This is a genomic window from Nocardiopsis sp. JB363, assembly GCF_900143625.1.
Lineage (GTDB): Bacteria > Actinomycetota > Actinomycetes > Streptosporangiales > Streptosporangiaceae > Nocardiopsis.
Genome location: NZ_FRFF01000019.1, coordinates 17,248 through 35,784 on the forward strand (window position 1 = coordinate 17,248; position 18,537 = coordinate 35,784).

General features: G+C 69.9%; 15 protein-coding genes. 8 read left to right on the forward strand and 7 right to left on the reverse strand.

Annotated elements, in window-relative coordinates; translation table 11 throughout:
* Positions 1-15 precede the first annotated feature (15 nt).
* From BQ8420_RS03645 to alr, 6 genes are all read right to left on the reverse strand, one after another.
* Positions 16-972 (reverse strand): zinc-binding dehydrogenase, encoded by a 957-nt coding sequence (locus tag BQ8420_RS03645; protein ID WP_087096378.1) that lies wholly within the window; start codon positions 970-972, stop codon positions 16-18.
* A 31-nt stretch (positions 973-1,003) separates the two neighbouring features.
* Positions 1,004-2,035, reverse strand: a complete 1,032-nt coding sequence (gene tsaD / locus BQ8420_RS03650; RefSeq protein ID WP_087096379.1) for a tRNA (adenosine(37)-N6)-threonylcarbamoyltransferase complex transferase subunit TsaD — start codon at positions 2,033-2,035, stop codon at positions 1,004-1,006.
* Positions 2,028-2,465: a ribosomal protein S18-alanine N-acetyltransferase gene (gene rimI / locus BQ8420_RS03655; protein WP_087096380.1), complete on the reverse strand. Its 438-nt coding sequence runs from the start codon at positions 2,463-2,465 to the stop codon at positions 2,028-2,030. The genes tsaD and rimI overlap by 8 nt, the downstream gene beginning before the upstream one ends.
* A 23-nt stretch (positions 2,466-2,488) precedes the next feature.
* Positions 2,489-3,160, reverse strand: coding sequence for a tRNA (adenosine(37)-N6)-threonylcarbamoyltransferase complex dimerization subunit type 1 TsaB (tsaB, locus tag BQ8420_RS03660; RefSeq protein WP_087096381.1), 672 nt, complete (start codon positions 3,158-3,160; stop codon positions 2,489-2,491).
* Between the two features lie 10 nt (positions 3,161-3,170).
* A complete protein-coding gene (gene tsaE / locus BQ8420_RS03665; RefSeq protein ID WP_087096466.1) occupies positions 3,171-3,683 on the reverse strand; it encodes a tRNA (adenosine(37)-N6)-threonylcarbamoyltransferase complex ATPase subunit type 1 TsaE in 513 nt (170 codons plus the stop codon).
* A gap of 115 nt (positions 3,684-3,798) precedes the next feature.
* On the reverse strand, positions 3,799-4,926 hold the full coding sequence (alr, locus tag BQ8420_RS03670) for an alanine racemase (RefSeq protein WP_087096382.1): 1,128 nt from the start codon (positions 4,924-4,926) through the stop codon (positions 3,799-3,801).
* A gap of 89 nt (positions 4,927-5,015) precedes the next feature.
* Between alr and BQ8420_RS03675 the strand changes: the two genes are divergently transcribed.
* Complete coding sequence (locus tag BQ8420_RS03675; RefSeq protein ID WP_087096383.1) at positions 5,016-5,639, forward strand: DUF6069 family protein; 624 nt, start codon at positions 5,016-5,018, stop codon at positions 5,637-5,639.
* 79 nt (positions 5,640-5,718) lie between these two features.
* Here the strand turns inward: BQ8420_RS03675 and BQ8420_RS03680 are convergent, their stop codons facing one another.
* Positions 5,719-6,939 carry an ROK family transcriptional regulator gene (locus BQ8420_RS03680; RefSeq protein ID WP_087096384.1) on the reverse strand — a complete coding sequence of 407 codons (1,221 nt, stop codon included), beginning with the start codon at positions 6,937-6,939 and terminating at the stop codon, positions 5,719-5,721.
* A 115-nt stretch (positions 6,940-7,054) separates the two neighbouring features.
* Between BQ8420_RS03680 and BQ8420_RS03685 the strand changes: the two genes are divergently transcribed.
* The 7 genes from BQ8420_RS03685 (at position 7,055) to BQ8420_RS03715 (ending at position 18,467) form a co-directional block, all read left to right on the forward strand.
* Positions 7,055-8,194 (forward strand): Gfo/Idh/MocA family protein, encoded by a 1,140-nt coding sequence (locus tag BQ8420_RS03685; protein WP_087096467.1) that lies wholly within the window; start codon positions 7,055-7,057, stop codon positions 8,192-8,194.
* The gene (locus tag BQ8420_RS03690) at positions 8,191-9,705 is read left to right on the forward strand and encodes a sugar ABC transporter ATP-binding protein (protein ID WP_087096385.1); all 1,515 of its coding nucleotides are present in this window, start codon (positions 8,191-8,193) and stop codon (positions 9,703-9,705) included. Before BQ8420_RS03685 ends, BQ8420_RS03690 begins: the two co-directional genes overlap by 4 nt.
* Positions 9,702-10,793, forward strand: coding sequence for an ABC transporter permease (locus BQ8420_RS03695; RefSeq protein ID WP_087096386.1), 1,092 nt, complete (start codon positions 9,702-9,704; stop codon positions 10,791-10,793). Before BQ8420_RS03690 ends, BQ8420_RS03695 begins: the two co-directional genes overlap by 4 nt.
* Positions 10,790-11,800 (forward strand): ABC transporter permease, encoded by a 1,011-nt coding sequence (locus tag BQ8420_RS03700; protein ID WP_087096387.1) that lies wholly within the window; start codon positions 10,790-10,792, stop codon positions 11,798-11,800. The genes BQ8420_RS03695 and BQ8420_RS03700 overlap by 4 nt, the downstream gene beginning before the upstream one ends.
* Positions 11,801-11,805: 5 nt before the next feature.
* Positions 11,806-13,020: a substrate-binding domain-containing protein gene (locus tag BQ8420_RS03705; protein WP_087096388.1), complete on the forward strand. Its 1,215-nt coding sequence runs from the start codon at positions 11,806-11,808 to the stop codon at positions 13,018-13,020.
* Complete coding sequence (locus tag BQ8420_RS03710; RefSeq protein WP_087096389.1) at positions 13,021-13,887, forward strand: sugar phosphate isomerase/epimerase; 867 nt, start codon at positions 13,021-13,023, stop codon at positions 13,885-13,887.
* Between the two features lie 245 nt (positions 13,888-14,132).
* A complete protein-coding gene (locus BQ8420_RS03715) occupies positions 14,133-18,467 on the forward strand; it encodes a ThuA domain-containing protein (protein ID WP_087096468.1) in 4,335 nt (1,444 codons plus the stop codon).
* The last annotated feature ends 70 nt before the right edge of the window (positions 18,468-18,537 follow it).

Below are 18,537 nucleotides of genomic sequence, written 5' to 3' on the forward strand. Positions count from 1 at the left end.
GCCCTCCGTGTCCGGTCAGGGGGTCAGAACGATCTTGCCGAAGAGGTCGCCCTCGGCCATCGCCCGGAAACCCTCCCGGGCGTCCTTGAGCGCCAGCACCCGGTCGATCCGGGGCCGGATGCCGGTGCGCACGCACATCTCGGTCAGTGCCCGGAGTTCCTCCTTGGTGCCCATCGTCGAACCCAGCACGCGCAACTGGAGGAAGAACACTCGGGTCAGCTCTGCGGACGGGGCGTCACCGCTGGTGGCACCACAGGTGACGATGGCGCCACCGGGTTTGAGCGACAGGATGGAATGCTTCCAGGTGGCCTGACCCACCGAGTCGAACACCACGTCCACCTTCTCCGGCAGACGCTCCCCCGAAGGCACGGTCGCGTAGGCGCCCAGTTCCATGGCCTTGGCGCGCTTGGCCTCGTCCCGGCCGGCCACGTACACCCGGTGGCCCACCCGCGCGGCCAGGGTGATGAGGGCGCCGGACACCCCGCCGCCGGCACCCTGCACCAGCACGGTCGACCCGGGCCGCAGATCGGCCTTGCCGAAGAGCATGCTGTAGGCGGTCAGCCAGGCCGTGGGCAGGCAGGCGGCCTCCTCGAAGGACAGCTCCGGGGGCTTGGGAAGGAGGTTCTCCTTCGGCACGAGGACCTTCTCGGCGAGGGTGCCGTCGTGGACCTCGGACAGCAGGGAGAACCGCGGCGACCTGCCGGGGACCGGGGGTTCGGACAGCACGCTGTGCACGATGACCTCGTTGCCGTCCTCGTCGATCCCGGCGGCGTCCCCGCCCAGGATCATCGGGAGCCGTTCCTCCTTGAGGGCGACCCCGCGCAGACTCCAGACGTCGTGGTGGTTGAGCGACGCGGCCTTGACTCGGACGGTCGTCCATCCCTCGCGGGGTTCGGGGTCGGGACGCTCACCGATGTCCAGACCGGAGACGGGATCGTCGAACGAGATGCGTGCTGCGGTGATGGCGAACATACCCGCACCCAACCACACCCTCTCCGGCGACTCACACCGCCAGCGGAGACCCCACCGGCAGTGAGGTGTCCGTGGCCAGTCCCAGGGGCGACGGCGGCAGGCCCGCCTTCACCACCTCGGCGCCCAACGCGGCGATCATCGCCCCGTTGTCGGTGCACAGTCGGGGCGGCGGCACCCGCAGTTCGATCCCGGCCTCGGCGCAGCGCTGTCCGGCGAGGGCACGCAGCGCCGAGTTGGCCGCCACGCCACCGCTGATGACCAGGGTGCGCACCCCGTGCTCCACGCAGGCGTCGACGGCCTTGCGGGTGAGCACGTCCACGACCGACTCTTGGAAGGCGGCGGCGATGTCGGCGACCACGAGGGGTCGGCCCTTGCGATCGGCGTCCTCGACATGGCGGGCCACGGCGGTCTTCAGCCCGGAGAAGGAGAAGTCGTAGGTGCCGTCGCCCCACTTGCCACGAGGGAACCGGATCGCCTTGGGGTTGCCGCGCTGGGCGGCCTGGTCGATGGGCGGCCCTCCCGGATAGGGCAGTTCCAACAGCCGCGCGACCTTGTCGTAGGCCTCACCGGCGGCGTCGTCGACGGTGTCTCCGAGCGAGATCACACTGGTGGCCAGGTCGTCGACCAGCAGCAGTGAGGTGTGTCCGCCCGAGACCAGCAGGGCGATGGTGGGTTTGGGCAGCGGCCCGTGCTCCAACTGGTCCACGGCGACGTGGCCGACCAGGTGGTTGACGCCGTACAGCGGCTTGCCGAGCGCCATGGCGTAGGCCTTTGCGGCGGACACCCCCACCAACAGGGCACCGGCCAGGCCGGGGCCGGCGGTGACCGCGATCGCGTCGACGTCGGAGAGGGCGACCCCGGCGTTGTCCAGGGCGCGGCGCACCGTGGGGGTCATGGCCTCCAGGTGGGCGCGGCTGGCCACCTCGGGCACCACCCCGCCGAAGCGCACGTGCTGGTCGACGCTGGAGGCCACCGAGTCGCCGAGCAGCTCGCAGCCGCGCACGAGCGCCACACCGGTCTCGTCACAGGACGTCTCGATCCCCAGGATCAACGGCTCACTCATGGGTTCCCTCCTGAGCGACGCGACGCATGACGATGGCGTCCGCTCCCTTGTAGTAGCCGCGTCGAACACCGAGTTCGACGAAACCGAAACGCCGGTACAGGTCCTGGGCGCGCGGGTTGTCCGAACGCACCTCCAGGAACGTGTGGGCGACGCCGCGCGCCGCCGCATGGTCGAGGAGTTCGGTGAGCAGTGCCCGTCCGATACCCCGGCCCCAGGCCTCCTCGGCCACGGCCATGGTCTGCACGTCGCCCTCGGGTGGGACGAAGCGCAGCCCGGCGTAGCCGACGAGACCGTCGTCGGCCTCGGCCACGACGTAATGCCGGGTGGTGGTCTCGGCGAGTTCGTCCCGGAGCATGCCCTCGCTCCAGGCGTCGAGCGGGAAAAGGCGTCGTTCCAGGTCCATGACGGCGGGGACGTCCTCGGCGGTCATGGGACGCAGGGTCGGTCCGGCTGTCACTTCACCCACTGGCGGACCTTCTTCGGCGCGCCCGGTTCGACGGCGTCGGGCCGGCGCAGGTAGAGGGGGACGGGTTCGGGGAACTTTTCGCCGAGGTGCAGGCGCAACAGGGCGAGTTCGGCCATGGCGGCGGCGTCCGGCAGGTACGGTTCCACGGCCGGGGAGCCCAGGGCGTCGGTGTACATGCGGGCGCCGTCACCGATCAGGGGCAGCCCCTCGGTGTCGATCTCGGCGGGCCGGTCGACGCGGACCTCGCCCACGCGGGTGAGGTGGTCGTCGTAGCGCGCCCAGAACACCTCCTTGCGGCGGGCGTCGGTCAACGCGAGGAAGGGTTCGGTGCGCCGGGTGGCGAAGGCCAGGGCGTCCAGGGTCGTCACCCCGTGGCAGGGGACCCCGAGCGCGTCGGCGAAGGCGTGTCCGGTGGCCAGACCGACCCGAAGGCCGGTGTAGGGACCGGGACCGATGCCCACCGCGATGTGGTCGAGTTCGGCGAGGTCCAGCCCGGACTCTGCGAGGAGCCCCTGCACTGTCGGGGCGAGGAGTTCACCGTGGCGTCGGGCGTCCACCGAGCTCGCGCTCGCGCGGAGGGTGAAGGCGCCGTCGGCGTCGGTCTCGCCGATGGCTGCGGTGACCGCCGGGGTGGCGGTGTCGAAGGCCAGGAGCAGCACGGTGTTCCGCCTATCCGCGCCCGGTCGCGGTGCCGGGCAGTTCGATGTCGGTCCACCGGGCGCCGACCGGGCGCAGGTGGACGGTGCGGGTGTCGTCGGGGTGGCGTTCGATCCGGATTTCGAGCCGGTCGTCGGCCAGCCCTTCGGCCACGCCCTCGCCCCACTCCACGACGGTGACGGACTCCGGGAGGGTCATGTCCAGGTCGATGTCGTCGATCTCGTCGGAGCTGCCGAGCCGGTAGGCGTCCACGTGCACGAGGGCGGGTCCGCCGCTCAGGGAGGGGTGGATCCGGGAGATGACGAAGGTGGGCGAGGTGACCGATCCCCGTGCGTCCAGGCCTTGTCCGATGCCCTGGGTGAAGGTGGTCTTGCCCGCGCCCAAGGGCCCGGAGAGGATGAGCAGGTCTCCGGGGCGGGTGAGCGCGGCGAGGTCACGGCCGAGGGTGCGCATGGCGTCATCGGTGGCGGCGGTGACCGCGTGGACGTGGGGCACGCCGTTGGTGGTGGCTGTGGTGTTGGTCATGGGCTCGCAGCTGGTTCCGGTGGTGGATTCGGGCGGCTTCGGGGGCACGCCGGTTTCCCTCTTCACCCAGGTTAGGCGGGATGGGAGGTATTGGTGACCGATATCGAAGAGTGGGTCACGAGCCGCCGACGTACTCGCGGGGCACACGCACACCGACCCGTGTGACGATCTCGTACGGGATGGTGTCCAAGACCTCGGCCCATTCCTCCGCGGTGGGGACGTCCGGGTGCTCGTCCGGGTCGCCGAACAGTACCGCGTACTCACCCGCGGCCACGGGGTCGTTCTCGATATCGACAACGAACTGGTCCATGCAGACTGTTCCCGCGATGGTGCGACGGCGCCCACCGAGGAGCACGGGACCCTTGTTGGTGGCGGCCCGGGGGACGCCGTCGGCGTAGCCCAGTGGCACGAGTGCCAGGGACGTCTCGTGTTCGGTGAGGTAACGGTGGCCGTAGGAGACACCGCTGCCGGCGGGGACCCGCTTGGTGAGCGCGACCTTGGATTCGAGGGTCATCGCGGGCCGCAATCCGGGCACGTCGAAACCGGGAATCGGGCAGAGTCCATAACTCGCGATTCCGCCGCGTACCAGATCGAATCGGGCCTCGGGCAGGGTCAGCAGCGCGGCCGAGTTGGCGATGTGTCGGACCTCCGGGCTCAACCCCGCCTTCTCGGCGATGTCGAGGGCCTGGTGGAACACGCCCAGCTGTGCGCGGATCGAGGGGTGTCCGATCTCGTCGGCGCACGCGAAGTGCGACCACACCCCGCTGACCTTGATGAATCCCTCGTCCTCGGCGCGAGCGGCGGCTTCGACCACCGACTCCCAGTCCTCGGGGGACACGCCACCGCGGTGGAGTCCGGTGTCGGCCTTGAGCTGGACGCGGGCCGTCCTGCCCAGGCGTCGGGCCTCGGCGATCACCTCGTCCAGCACGCCCAGGTCGCTGACGCCCAGGTCGATGTCGGCCTCGATGGCCTCGCCCACGGGCTCCCCCGGCGGGATGATCCAGGACATGACGGGGACGGTGATCCCGGCCCGGCGCAGTTCCAGGCCTTCCTTGATCAGCGCGGTGCCCAGCCAGGACGCGCCGCCCGCGAGGAGGGCGCGGGCGGCCGGCACCATGCCGTGCCCGTACCCGTCGGCCTTGACCACACCCATGAGCGGCGTTCCGCCGGCCCGCTCACGGAGCAGACGGGCGTTGGAGGTGATCGCGTCCAGGTTGACGCGGGCGTGCGCGAAAGGAGCCATGCCCCCAGTGTTCCACGCTCTGGTTAGGTCAGGGAGCTGCGGGTATGTGGGCTACGACCGACTTACGGCCCTATTCCAGGGATATCGGTATGAACGAAAACGGAAGTGAACGAGCCGTCAATGTCAGCCGGCTCTGGTCGGGTGGCCTGGCCACCGCGGTGGTCGCCGCACTGGTGATCTTCGCGGGGACCCTGGTCGTCCGCGGAGTCTTCGGCGTCCCGGTCCTGGCACCGGAGGACGCCGGTTATCTGGGTGACGCGGGGACGGTGGGCTACGCACTGGTGGCGGGACTGGTCGCACTGATCGCGACCGCCCTGCTGTACATGCTGTTGCTGTCGGCGCCACGCGCGCTCTCGTTCTTCGGCTGGATCATGGGTCTGGCCACGGCCATCGCGGCCTTCACGCCCTTCACCCAGGGGGCCGAACTCTCCAGCCAGGTCTTCACGGGCCTGGTCAACCTGATCTGCGGTATCGCCATCGTCTCGCTCCTGCGCGGCGTGGGTCGCAGCGCCATCATCAGCCGAGTTCCATCCACCCCCGACGAGCGTCCCGGTCGGGCCCTGCGTCACGAGGGCGTCCTGCCCGATGTGAACCAGCAGGAGTACGACCCCGCGCGCTACCGCGCGATGGAGGAGGACGCCGAGTACGACGAGGCACGTGCCCGGGCCCAGCTCCAGAAGGCCGAGGAAGAGCGTGCGCGCCGTGATGTCTGACCGGACACCCCGGCGACGAGAGGAAGCCGAGAACGGGGGCGGGACCTGGTGACCGGGTCCCGCCCCCTTGTCGTGCGGTTCATGCCCCCATGACCAGGGTCTGGGCGTGTCGGACGCTGAGGCAGTGGTCGATGACCATGACGGCCGCGCCGATGACGCCGGCGCTCTCCCCGGCCTTGGAGGAGACGATGCTGAGGTTCTCGGTGGCCAGCGGCAGTGACCGCTGGTAGATGATCTCGCGGGCGCCCGCGAGGAGGTGGTCGCCGGCCAGGGCCAGCGCGCCGCCGATGACGATCACGGACGGGTTGAACATGTTGACCGCGGCGGCCAGGACCTCACCGATGTCGCGGCCCGCCTGACGTAGGGCGCGCAGGGCGGGGACGGATCCGCCTCGGGACAGTTCCACCACGTCGCGTGCGCCCGTGGCGGGGACCCCCGCGTTGGTGAGGGCCTCGGCGAGGGCGTGTCCGCTCGCGACCGCTTCGAGGCAGCCGGTGTTGCCGCAACGGCAGGGCTGTCGTCCGCCGTTCGGGACGTGGATGTGCCCCATGTCGCCGGCGGCCCCTTGAGCGCCGCGGTAGACGCTGCCCTCGCTGATGATGCCGCAACCGATACCGGTGGCGACCTTGACGAACATCAGGTGCCCGGCGGTGGGCCAGGCGACGTGGTGTTCGCCGAGGGCCATGATGTTGACGTCGTTGTCGACCAGCACGGGTCGGCGGATCGAGGCGTTGACGTGTCCGGCGACGTCGAAGTCGTCCCAGCCGGGCATGATCGGCGGGTTGACGGCCCGCCCGGTGGAGTGTTCGACCGGTCCCGGCAGGCCGATGCCCACGCCGAGGAGTTCGTCGGTGTCGCGCCCCACTGTGGCCAACAGGGCGAGGCCGTGTTCGACGACCCAGTCGAGGACGGGCACGGGCCCCAAGGCGATGTCGAGGTCGGCGCGGTCCTCGGCCAGGACGGTCCCGGACATGTCGGTGAGGGCGAGACGCGCGTGGGTGGCGCCGAGGTCGGCGGCGAGGACCACCCGTGCCTCGGGGCGGAACGAGAAGGTCGTGGGGGGCCGACCCCCGGTGGAGACCGCTTCGCCCGCGGGACCGATGAGTCCGCTGGCCAGGAGCGCGTCGACGCGTTGGGTGACCGTGGAGCGCGCCAGTCCGGTGACGGAGGCCAGTTCGGAGCGGGTGCGGGGACGGCCGTCGCGCAGCAGCCGGAGCAGGGTCCCGGCGCCGGGCGCGGCCGTGGGGGTACGCGGATCGATCGGACCCGGCCCCGTTTCGGTGAGCGCGTCTTCCGTCATGGAAACAGTGAATCACAGGATCTATTGATTTCCTGTCAGTCAACTAATTTGTCCAGATCCGGCAACTTATGCTTGACCGTCGACATAAGTCCGACGTAACGTCCCAGTCATGTCAGTGAAGAAGGTCACAAGTCCGGGCGCTCCCTCGCCCGGACCGGCCATCCCCCAGGCCTACCGAGCCGCGGTCATCGGAACCGGCTTCATGGGACGGGTCCACTCCCACGCCGTCCGCGCCAACGGCGGCGAGGTCGTCGGGGTCGCCGGTTCCTCCCACGCCAAGGCGGAACGGTTCCGCGCCGCGCACGGCATCGCCCGAGCCCACGCCGACGCCCTCGACCTCATCCACAGCCCCGACGTGGACGTGGTGCACGTGTGCACCCCCAACCACCTGCACGCTCCGCTCGCTCTGGCCGCCTTGGCCGCGGGCAAGCACGTGGTGTGCGAGAAGCCCCTGGCCACCGACGCCGGCACCGCCCGCGAACTCACCCGCGCCGCGACGGAGGCCGGCCGGGTCGCCGTGGTGCCCTTCGTCTACCGCTTCCACCCCATGGCCCGTGAGGCCCGCGCGCGCGTGGCCGCGGGCGCCATCGGCCGGGTCGGTCTGGCCCACGGCGGTTACCTACAGGACTGGCTGCTCTACCCCGAGGAGAGCAACTGGCGGGTCGACCCCGAGGTCGGCGGACCCACCCGGGCCTTCGGCGACATCGGCTCGCACTGGTGCGACATGCTCGAATTCGTCACCGGCGACCGCATCACCGAGGTCAGCGCCCAGACCTCCCGGATCACCGACACCCGCGGTGAGAACGGCGGCAGTCCCGTCGCCACGGAGGACCTGGTGTCCTTCCAGTTCTCCACCCGGGGCGGCGCGGTGGGCAACGCCGTGATCAGCCAGGTCTCCCCCGGACGGAAGAACCAGCTGGTGCTGGAGGTCTCCGGGACGCGAGGGTCCCTGCGCTTCGATCAGGAACACCCCGAGACCCTGTGGGCGGGCGGGCGCGGCCGGACCGGAATCATCTCCCGGGACGACCCCGACCTCAGCCCGGAGGCCGCGCGCCTGGTCGCCCTGCCCGTCGGCCACCCACAGGGCTACCAGGACTGCTTCAACGCGCTGGTCCACGACACCGGTGCCGCGATCGCCGGGGAGGAGCCGGACGGCCTTCCGGTGTTCGCCGACGGCCTGCGGGCGGCCGAGATCGCCGAGGCCGTGCTGGTCTCGTCCGCGGAACGTCGCTGGGTCGAGGTGGAACCGGTATGACCGGCGAACCCCTGCTCAGAATGACCGGCATCGGCAAGTCCTTCCTTGGCGTGCGGGTCCTGCACGGGGTCGACCTGGAACTGCGCGCCGGCGAACTCCACGCACTGGTCGGAGAGAACGGCGCGGGCAAGTCCACCCTCATGAAGGTGCTGGCGGGGGTGCACCGCGCGGACACCGGCCGGATCGAACTCGACGGCGCGGAGGTCTCCTTCGAGCATCCGGTCAAGGCCCAGCGCGCCGGGGTCTCCACCGTCTTCCAGGAGTTCAACCTGCTCCCGGAGCGCACGGTCGCGCAGAACGTGTTCCTCGGTCGGGAGACCCGCACCCGGGGCATGGTGGACGACCGGGCGATGGAGAACGCCACCGCCGCGCTCCTGGCCGACCTCGGGTTGGAGGGCATCGCCCCCTGGTCGAAGGTGCGGCACCTGTCGGTGGCCGAGCAGCAGGTGGTGGAGATCGTCAAGGCGCTCTCCCACGACGCGCGCGTCATCTCGATGGACGAACCGACCGCCGCACTGGCCGACCACGAGGTCGAGGTCCTCTACCGGATCATCGCCCGCCTGCGCGAACGCGGCGTGGGCATCCTCTACGTCTCACACCGGTTGAGGGAGATCTTCGATCTGGCCGACACCATCACCGTGCTCAAGGACGGGCACCTGGTGGACACGGTGGCCGCCGCCGACACCCGACCCGCCGAGCTGATCCGCAAGATGGTGGGCCGGCCGGTCTCCGCGGTCTTCCCCGACCCTCTCGAACCCCACGGCGAACACGTGGGCGAGGTGCGCCTGTCGGTGTCCGGCGCCGGAAACACCCAATTGGACGGGATCGACCTGGAAGTGCGCGGCGGCGAGATCGTCGGGCTGGCCGGACTCCAGGGCAGCGGACGCACCGAGATCGCGCACGGCCTGTTCGGCGTCGATCGGTTCACCCGGGGCGAGGTCCACGTGGACGGACGCCGGGTCGACCCGCGTTCGCCCCGGCAGGCGGTGCGCGCCGGGCTGGCGCTGGTCACCGAGGACCGCAAGACCCAGGGGTTGATGCTCAACCAGTCCATCCTGGCCAACGCCCGCCTGGTGCTCGACGCCGTGCTGCCGTTCGGTTCGGGGCGGCGCGCCCGACGCGTCCCGGGCATCCTCTCCTCCTTGGAACTGGTCGCCCGCGGCGGCCACGCGCAGGAGGTCCGGTACCTGTCCGGCGGCAACCAGCAGAAGGTGGTGCTGGCCAAGTGGCTGGCCACCGACCCCGGGGTCATGGTGCTGGACGAACCCACACGTGGGATCGACGTGGGAGCCAAACAGGCCGTGTACGCCCTGATGCGCGAACTCGCCGCCGCCGGGGTGGCGATCGTGCTCATCTCCTCCGAACTGCCGGAACTCATCGGGATGGCCGACCGCCTCGTCGTCCTCTCCGATGGACGGGTGGCGGGCGAGCTCCCGGGCGGTTCCGGCGAGGAGACCGTGATGGCCCTGGCCACCGGCGCCTCCGCTCACCGTGAGGAGGCCGCCCCATGACCCGAGTCGTCTCCGCCTCAAGGAACCTGCGCGCCCGTACCGGCACCACCGGCCTGGTCTACGTGGCCCTGGTGATCGTGCTGGTGGTCAGCGCGCTGTTCGTGGCCTTCCAGGGAGGCAGCCTGTTCACCGCCGCCAACACGGTGGACCTGTTCACCCGCTCCAGTCTGCTGGGGTTCCTCGCCATCGGGCAGACGTTGGTGATCCTGTGTCGCTCCCTCGACCTGTCGGTCGGGTACGTGGCGGCGCTGTCCACCATGGTCGCCGCGATCACGATGGCCGGAGACCCCTCCCGCATCGTCCTCGGCGTCGGCGTCACCTTGGGCCTGGCCGCGCTGATCGGGCTGGTCAACGGTCTCGTCATCACGAAGCTGCGGGTCAACCCGTTCATCACCACCCTGGGCATGGGGCTGATCATCAAGGGCTACCTGGACACCCGTTTCCAGGGTCCGGCCGGGTCGATCCCGGCCGAGTTCCAGATGTTCGGCCTCTCACGAGTCGGTGTCCTACCGGTCTCCACGCTGGTCATGCTGGCGCTGGCGGTGGCGGTGATCCTGTTCCTGCGACGCTCCCGTACGGGTTTCCACATGTACGCCGTGGGCGGTGACGCGGAGGTGGCACGCCTGTCCGGGATCCGGCCCGAGCTGCCGGTGATCACCGCGCACGTGCTGTGCTCCATGACGGCCGGCGCCGCCGGTCTACTGCTGGCCTCGCGCTTCGGCACCGGCAACTCGTTGGTCTACAACAACGGTTATGAGCTGGAGGCCATCGCCGCGGTCGTGCTCGGCGGAACGTACCTGCTGGGCGGACGCGGCGGCGTCGCCGGGACCGTGGCGGGCGTGTTCATCCTCGCCACCCTCGACACGGTCTTCAACACCCTGTCCGTGGATCCGTTCGTCAAGGACGTGCTGCGCGGCGCCATCGTCATCGCCACCGTGGCCATCTACGCCCGCGGCCAGCACACCCGGGCGGCCGTCCGGCTCCGCTTCCCCTCCGGTGGCGCCCCACCGTCGGCGACCGGTCCCCCGGATCCGCCGACACCACCGCCACCGGAACCGGAAACCGCGGCCCAGGGAGGAACCCGATGAGCGCACTACGCGGTGGCACGGGCACCGTGACCGTGCTGCTGGTGCTGATCTTCGTGGTCATCGCCACCCAGAACCCGTCGTTCTTCGAGGGACCGCCGCTCATGGCGTTCGCGAAGAAGGCGGCCCCCTTGGTCGTCCTCGCGATCGGCCAGTACCTGGTGATCGTCTCCGGCGAGTTCGACCTGTCGGTCGGTTCGCTGGTGGGCGCCCAGGTGGTGATCGCCGCGCGCCTCATCGACGGCGATCAGGCGATGACCTACCCGGTGATCGGGCTGATGCTGCTCTTCGGTCTGTTGGTCGGCCTGGTCAACGGCCTGGTCACCACCCTGCTGAAGGTCCCGTCGATCATCACCACCCTCGGCACGATGCTGATCCTCTTCGGTGCCGTGCGCTACTGGACGGGAGGTGCCCCCACCGGGGCCCTGTCGGAGGACTTCCGCGTGTTCGGCCGGCACGGTCCCGACGGTGTCCCGGTGATCGGCCAGCTCCCCTGGGCGTTGGTCATCGCCGTGGTGCTCACGGTCGGGGCGATCCTCCTGATGCGTTCGCCCTACGGACGCTCCCTCATGGCGACCGGTGACAACGACACCGCCGCCGCCTTCTCCGGGGTCCGGGTGTGGCGGGTGCGCACTCTGGCCTTCGTCGGTTCCTCCCTCATGGCCACCGTGGCCGCCATTCTCATCGGTGGTTTCGCCGGGGTCACCGCCCAGGTCGGCGAGGGGCTGGAGTTCACCGCCATCACCGCCGTCGTCCTCGGCGGCGTGGTGTTGGGCGGTGGTCGCGGGACCGTCGTGGCCGCCGTGCTCGGCGCCCTCACCGTCGAGGCGCTCTTCACACTGTTCAACCAGCTGTACCTGCCGTCGACCATCCAGCCGACGGCCCAGGGACTCATCATCATCGCGGCGGTGGCCTACGCCTCCCGCCGCGGCGACCTGCGTCTACCGGAGCGTCTGCGAAGGCGGCCGGACCACCCGAACGAGCGACAGCTCGACTCTTCCAGGAGGTAACCCCCATGCGCGCATCCCGCGTACTCCTCGCCGGCGCGGCCGGCCTGACGCTGATACTCAGCGCCTGTACGACCGACGCACCCGAAGACCCCGACGGCGCCTCCGCCGACGGTGAGAACGGCGGTGAGCTGACCCCGGACGCCGAGTGGTTCGACCAGGCCGAGTTCGACGCCCAGCTCGCCCAGCGCGACATCGAGCCCGAGGGACCGGCCGACGAACCCTGGATGCAGGCGATCGAACCCGAGTGGGTCGACACCGCCGACTTCGCCATCGACGACCCGGAGGACGCGCACGTGTGCTTCTCCAACGCGTCGGTGTCCAACCCCTGGCGCGTGACCGGCTTCATCACCATGGAGCAGCAGGTCGAGGCGTTGGTCGACGAGGGCCGGATCGGAAGCTTCGACAGCTCCGACGCGGCCGACGACGACAACCAGCAGATCTCCGACATCCAGGCCTTCGTGGATTCGGGGAACTGCGACGCGATCATCATCTCCCCGTCCACCACCGCCACCCTCACCCCGGCGGTGGAGACCGCCTGTGAGAGCGGCGTGCCGGTCGTCGTCTTCGACCGTGGCGTGAACAGCGACTGCATGGTCACGTTCATCCACCCGATCGGTGGTTACGCCTACGGCGCGGACGCGGCCGACTTCCTGGTGGAGAACCTGGACCCGGGTTCGACCGTCCTGGCACTGCGCATCCTGCCCGGTGTGGACGTGCTGGAGCACCGGTGGGCCGCCGCCCAGGAGATCTTCGGCGACAGCGAGTTGGACGTGCTCGGCTTCGAGTTCACCGAGGGCGACGGCGCCCAGATCAAGGACCTGGTCTCCCAACACCTGCAACGTGGTGAGGTCAACGGCATCTGGATGGACGCCGGTGACGGCGCCGTGGCGGGTCTGGAGGCCTTCGAGGACGCCGGTCAGCCCTACCCGGTGATCGCCGGTGAGGACGAGCTGAGCTTCATGCGCAAGTGGGACGAGGAGGGGCTGACCGCGATCGGGCCGGTGTACTCCAACTTCCAGTGGCGCACCCCGGTGATCGCCGCCGGCATGATCCTCGCGGGCGAGGAGGTCCCGGCCGAGTGGATCCTGCCTCAGGAGCCGGTCCGCGAGGACGACCTCGACGAATACCTGGACCGCAACTCCGACATGCCCTCCCTGCACTACGCGAAGTTCGGCGGCGAGGACCTGCCGGGCTTCCCCGAGGCGTGGGTGGACCGGTAGATGCGCGCGCTGGGGGTCAACACCTGGGTATGGACGTCTCCGCTGACCGACACCGCACTGGAACGGATCGCGCCCCGCGCCGCCGGGTGGGGGTTCGACCTGCTGGAACTGCCGGTGGAGAACATCGGTGACTGGGACCCCCGGCGTGCCCGCGTCCTCCTGGAGGACCTGGGGTTGGACGCGAGTGTGGTGCTGGTCATGGGCCCGGGTCGGGAGCTGGTGGCGACCGACCCGGGTACCCGGAAGGCGACCCAGGACTACCTGAGACGGGTCGTGGACGCCGCGGCGGAGGTCGGTTCCACCGTCGTCGCGGGCCCGGCCTACGCCTCGGTCGGGCGTACGTGGCGGCTGTCCCCGTCTGAGCGGGCGGGGCTGCGCGCGGAACTCACCGAGGCGCTCGCCCCCGTGGTCGACCACGCGTCGACCGCGGGGGTGCGGGTCGCCGTCGAGCCGCTGAACCGGTACGAGACCAGTGTGCTCAACACCATGGACCAGGCCTTGGAAGTCCTGGCCGATCTGCCCGCGGAGCACTGCGGGCTGGCGCTGGACGTCTACCACATGAACATCGAGGAGAGGGATGTGGCGGACGCGATCACCCGCGCCGCCGGAAGGATCCATCACGTCCAGGTCTGCGCGAACGACCGAGGGACGCCCGGAGCCGACCACCTGGACTGGTCACGCATCGTGAACAACTTGGGCAAATCCGGTTACTTTGGTCCCCTGGTCATCGAGTCGTTCACTGCCGACAATGAGTCCATCGCCACGGCCGCGTCCGTGTGGCGGCCCCTGGCCGTCTCCCAGGACGCGATCGCGGTCGACGGTCTGGCCTTCCTCCGTTCGATCACGACCCCCGAACCGCCCACCTGAGCCCCTCTCCCTCGATCTCCCTCTGTCCCCGGTCGAAAGGAGCCACTGTGGACTGAACACGGTGAGGCGGTCACCCCCGCTTCCGAACGCGATAGCAGGAACACCCCGAACGGTTCGCGCCCGCACCGCGACCGACGCCGGTCCCCCGACCGGCCCGGTCCACCGCGACCGCGAGCTCGTCCCTGCCGTCGGCGCCGGCACGCCGCACGGACTCATCGACCCCCCACCCCCAGGTGAGGTTCTCCGTGATCAGCAGACCCCTACGAGCACTCGCCGCGACGGCCGCGGCCGTCGCCATGGCCATCGGCCTGACGTCGGTCCCGGCCCAGGCCGACGAGGCCGAACAGGACACGTTCAGCGCGCTCATCTTCTCCAAGACCACCGGTTTCCGACACGACTCCATCCCCCACGGCATCGCCCTCTACGAAGCGCTCGCCGAGGAACACGGCTTCGAGACCGAACACACCGAGGACGCCGCCGTCTTCAACGACGAGGACCTGGCCCGCTTCGACGTGGTCATCTGGCTGTCCACCACCGGCGACGTCCTGGACGAGGAACAGCAGGCCGCCTTCGAGAACTACGTCCAGGAGGGCGGCGGCTACGTCGGCGTCCACTCCGCCTCCGACACCCACTACGACTGGGAGTGGTACGGGGAGCTGGTCGGCGCGTACTTCGCCAGCCATCCGCCCGGCACCCAGGACGCCGAGGTCATGGTCAACGACCGTGCCCACCCCTCCACCGACATGCTTCCGGCCAGCTGGGAGCGGCACGACGAGTGGTACGACTTCGACGTCAGCCCACGTGGTGACGTGCACGTCCTCGCGGGCCTGAACGAGGCCTCCTACGAGGAGGAGGTCGACCCCGCCGGGCAGATGGGCTTCGACCATCCGATCGCCTGGTGTCAGGTCTACGACGGCGGTCGGTCCTGGTACACGGGCGGCGGCCACACCACCGAGTCCTACACCGAGCCCGAGTTCTCCGAACACCTCCTGGGAGGTCTCCAGTGGGCCGCCGGACAGGTCGAGGGCGACTGCGGCGCCACCCAGTGGGACAACTTCGAGAAGGTGACGCTCGCCCAGGGCGAGGAGAACGTCGGCGAGCCCATGGGCATGGCGGTCCTGCCGGACGGCCGGGTCATGCACACCTCCCGCAACGGGCAGGTGTCCCTGTGGTCGCCGGACAGCTACAGCACCGCCGCGCTGGCGGACGTGCCCGTCTACGACCACGACGAGGACGGCCTTCAGGGCGTGGCCCTGGACCCGGACTTCGAGGAGAACGGATGGGTGTACCTGTACTACGCGCCCGTCCTGGACGGGGTCCCGTCCGGTGCCGCCCCCGAGGACGGCGAACCGGAGGACTTCGAACCCTACGAAGCGCACAACAACCTGTCGCGGTTCCAATTCGTGGACGGTGAGGAGCCGTCCCTGGACCTGGCCAGCGAACAGGTGATCCTGGAGGTCGAGGCCACCCGCGGCATGTGCTGCCACGTCGGTGGCGACATCGACTTCGACCCGGACGGCAACCTGCTGTTGTCCACCGGTGACGACACCAGCGCGTTCGGCTCCGACGGGTTCAGCCCGCACGACGAGCGCGAGACCCGCAACCCGGCCTTCGACGCCCAGCGCAGCTCGGGCAACACCAACGACCTGCGCGGCAAGCTGCTGCGGGTCTCGGTGAACGAGGACGGAAGCTACGACGTCCCCGAGGACAACCTGTTCCCGCCGGAGTCCTCCGACGGTGAGCTGACCCGCCCCGAGATCCTCGCCATGGGTCTGCGCAACCCGTTCCGGTTCAGCGTCGACCAGGAGGACGGCAGCGTCTACCTGGCCGACTACGGGCCGGACTCCCCCGAGGCCGACCCCGAGCGAGGACCGCAGAACACGGTGACGTGGCACCACATCACCGAACCGGTCAACATCGGCTGGCCGTACTGCATCGGGAACAACTCCCCCTACGTCGACTACGACTTCGGTGAAGGGACCTCGGGCGAGCCGTTCGACTGCGACGCGCCGGTCAACGACTCCCCGCGCAACACCGGACTGGAGGAGACTCCCCCGATCACCCCCGCGGCGATCTGGTACGACTACGACGAATCCGAGGAATTCCCGCACCTGGGCACGGGCGGCGGGGCCCCGATGGGCGGCCCGGCCTACGACTTCGACCCCGAGCTGGAGTCGGACAACAAGTGGCCCGAGTACTACGACGGCGTCCCGCTGCTGTACGAGTGGAGCCGCCAGTGGATCAAGCAGGTCCACCTCGACGACGAGGGCGGCGTCCTCGACATCACCGAGACCGTTCCGGACATCGACCTGGCCAACCCCATGGACATGGAGTTCGGCCCGGACGGCTCCCTGTACGTGCTGGAGTACGGCTCGGGCTGGTTCGGTGGCTCCGAGGACTCGGCGATCTCCCGTATCGACTACGCGGGTTCCGGGGACAGCCCGGTGGCCCGCATCGACACCGACGCCACCTCCGGCGCGGCGCCGCTGACGGTGGAGTTCTCCGGGGAGGAGTCCTTCCATCCCGGCGGTCTCGCCTTCGACCACGAATGGAACTTCGGTGACGGCGAGGGCTCGACCGAGGTCTCTCCGACACACACCTTCGAGGAGGCCGGACGCTACAACGTCTCCCTGACGGTGACGGACGAGGAGGGGCGCACGGGTACGGCCACGGTGTCGATCACCGCGGGCAACACCGCACCCGAGGTGGCGTTCCAGACGCCCGTGGACGGCCAGTTCTTCGACTGGGGCGACGACATCCCGTTCGATGTGTCCGTGGAGGACGCCGAGGACGGCTCGATCGGGGACGGCGTCGACTGCGCCGACGTGGAGGTCACGTCCTCGCTCGGCCACGACACCCACGCCCACCCCTGGACCCAGTACGAGGGCTGCGAGGGTGTCAGCGAGACCGGGACCGACGGCGGTCACGGCCATGACATGAACATCTTCTGGGTGCTCCAGGCCGATTACACGGACGGTGGCGGGGACGATGCCCCGGCCCTGACCGGCGGCGACGGCGTCAAGCTCAACCCGTCACGGATGCAGGCCCAGTACTTCACCGACAGCGAGAACGTCGTCACCGAGGCCACCGAGGACCCCGAAGGAGGCCTCCGCAACGTCGGCGGTGTCTTCGACGGCAGCTGGCTCGCCTACGACCCGGTCAACCTGCACGGGGTCGAGCAGATCGGCTTCCGTGTGGCCTCCGAGGGGGCAGGCGGCGCCATCGAGGCCCGTGCGGGCTCCCCCGACGGCGAACTGGTCGGCTCCGTCGACGTCGAACCCACCGGCGGTTGGCAGGAGTGGACCGACGTCACCATGGACGTCACCGACCCGGGCGGCACGATGGAGCTGTACCTGGTCTTCGTCAACGAGGACGCCGGCGCGGACGAGAACCTGTTCAACCTCAACTACTTCGACGTGAACGCCGACCACGACGACGGGCATGGTGATGGTCCCGAGACCACGCTGACCAGTCCCGAGGACGGCGCCTCCTACGAGGTGGGCGAGGACGTCCCGCTCTCCGCCGAGGTCACCGACCATGGCGAGGCCGGAATCGAGCAGGTGGAGTTCCTCGTCGACGGCGAGGCCGTGGCCACGGTCGACGAGGGTCCTTACGAAGCCACCTGGACCGACGTCGCCGAAGGAGAGTACGAGATCAGCGCGGTGGCCTCCGACGGTGCGGGCGGTACGGGGGCCTCGGCCACCCACACCGTCACCGTCGCCCCGGCGACCGAACCGGTCGAGTGCGCACCACCCACCTTGGAGGAGGGATACACCCCGCTGTGGGACGGCGCGTCCTTGGACGGCTGGAACATGGCCGGTCCGGGCGGCTTCGACGTCGTCGGGACCGACGACGGCTGTGTGCTCGAATCGTCGGGCGGCATGGGGCTGCTCTGGCACGAGACGGAGCTGGACTCCTACCGGTTGAAGGTCGACTACCTGACCCACGAGGAGACCGACAACTCCGGTGTCTTCGTCGGCTTCCCCGAGCCCGGTGACGACCCGTGGGTCGCCGTCGACGAGGGCTACGAGATCCAGATCGACCCGTACGGGGCGCCGTCGGGCGACCCGATCAACCGGACGGGTGCCGTCTACGAATTCCAGGCGGCCACCTCCCACCCGGAGGTCGTGGGCGAGTGGAACACGATGGAGATCGAGGTCGACGACCCCCACATCCGGATCCGGATCAACGGCGAACTGGTCAACGAGTTCGAGAACACCGACTCCGACCGTGACCTCTCCGCCGGACACGTCGGCCTGCAGAACCACGGCGACGCCGACACGGTGTGGTTCCGCGACGTGCAGGTGACCGATGAGGTCACCGAACCGGAGCCGGTGACCTTCGCCGAGGTCACCGAACGGATCGACGCCCTGTCCGAGGAAGGGGCACTGACCCCCTCCGAGGCCCGCCGCCTCACCACCCGTCTGGAGTTGGCCGAACACAACGTCGACGTGGGGCGCCCCACCCAGGCCGGCGACTCCCTGGACCGTTTCGTCGAGGTCGCCGAGACGGTGACCGATGAGTCCACGCGAGAGGAGTTGTTGGACCTGGCGGAAGGCCTCAGGTCCCTGACCGGGTAACTCGACGAGCCGCGGCGGGGCCGGTGTTCCCCGGCCCCGCCGTACCCCCAGCCGGCCAGTCTCAGGACAG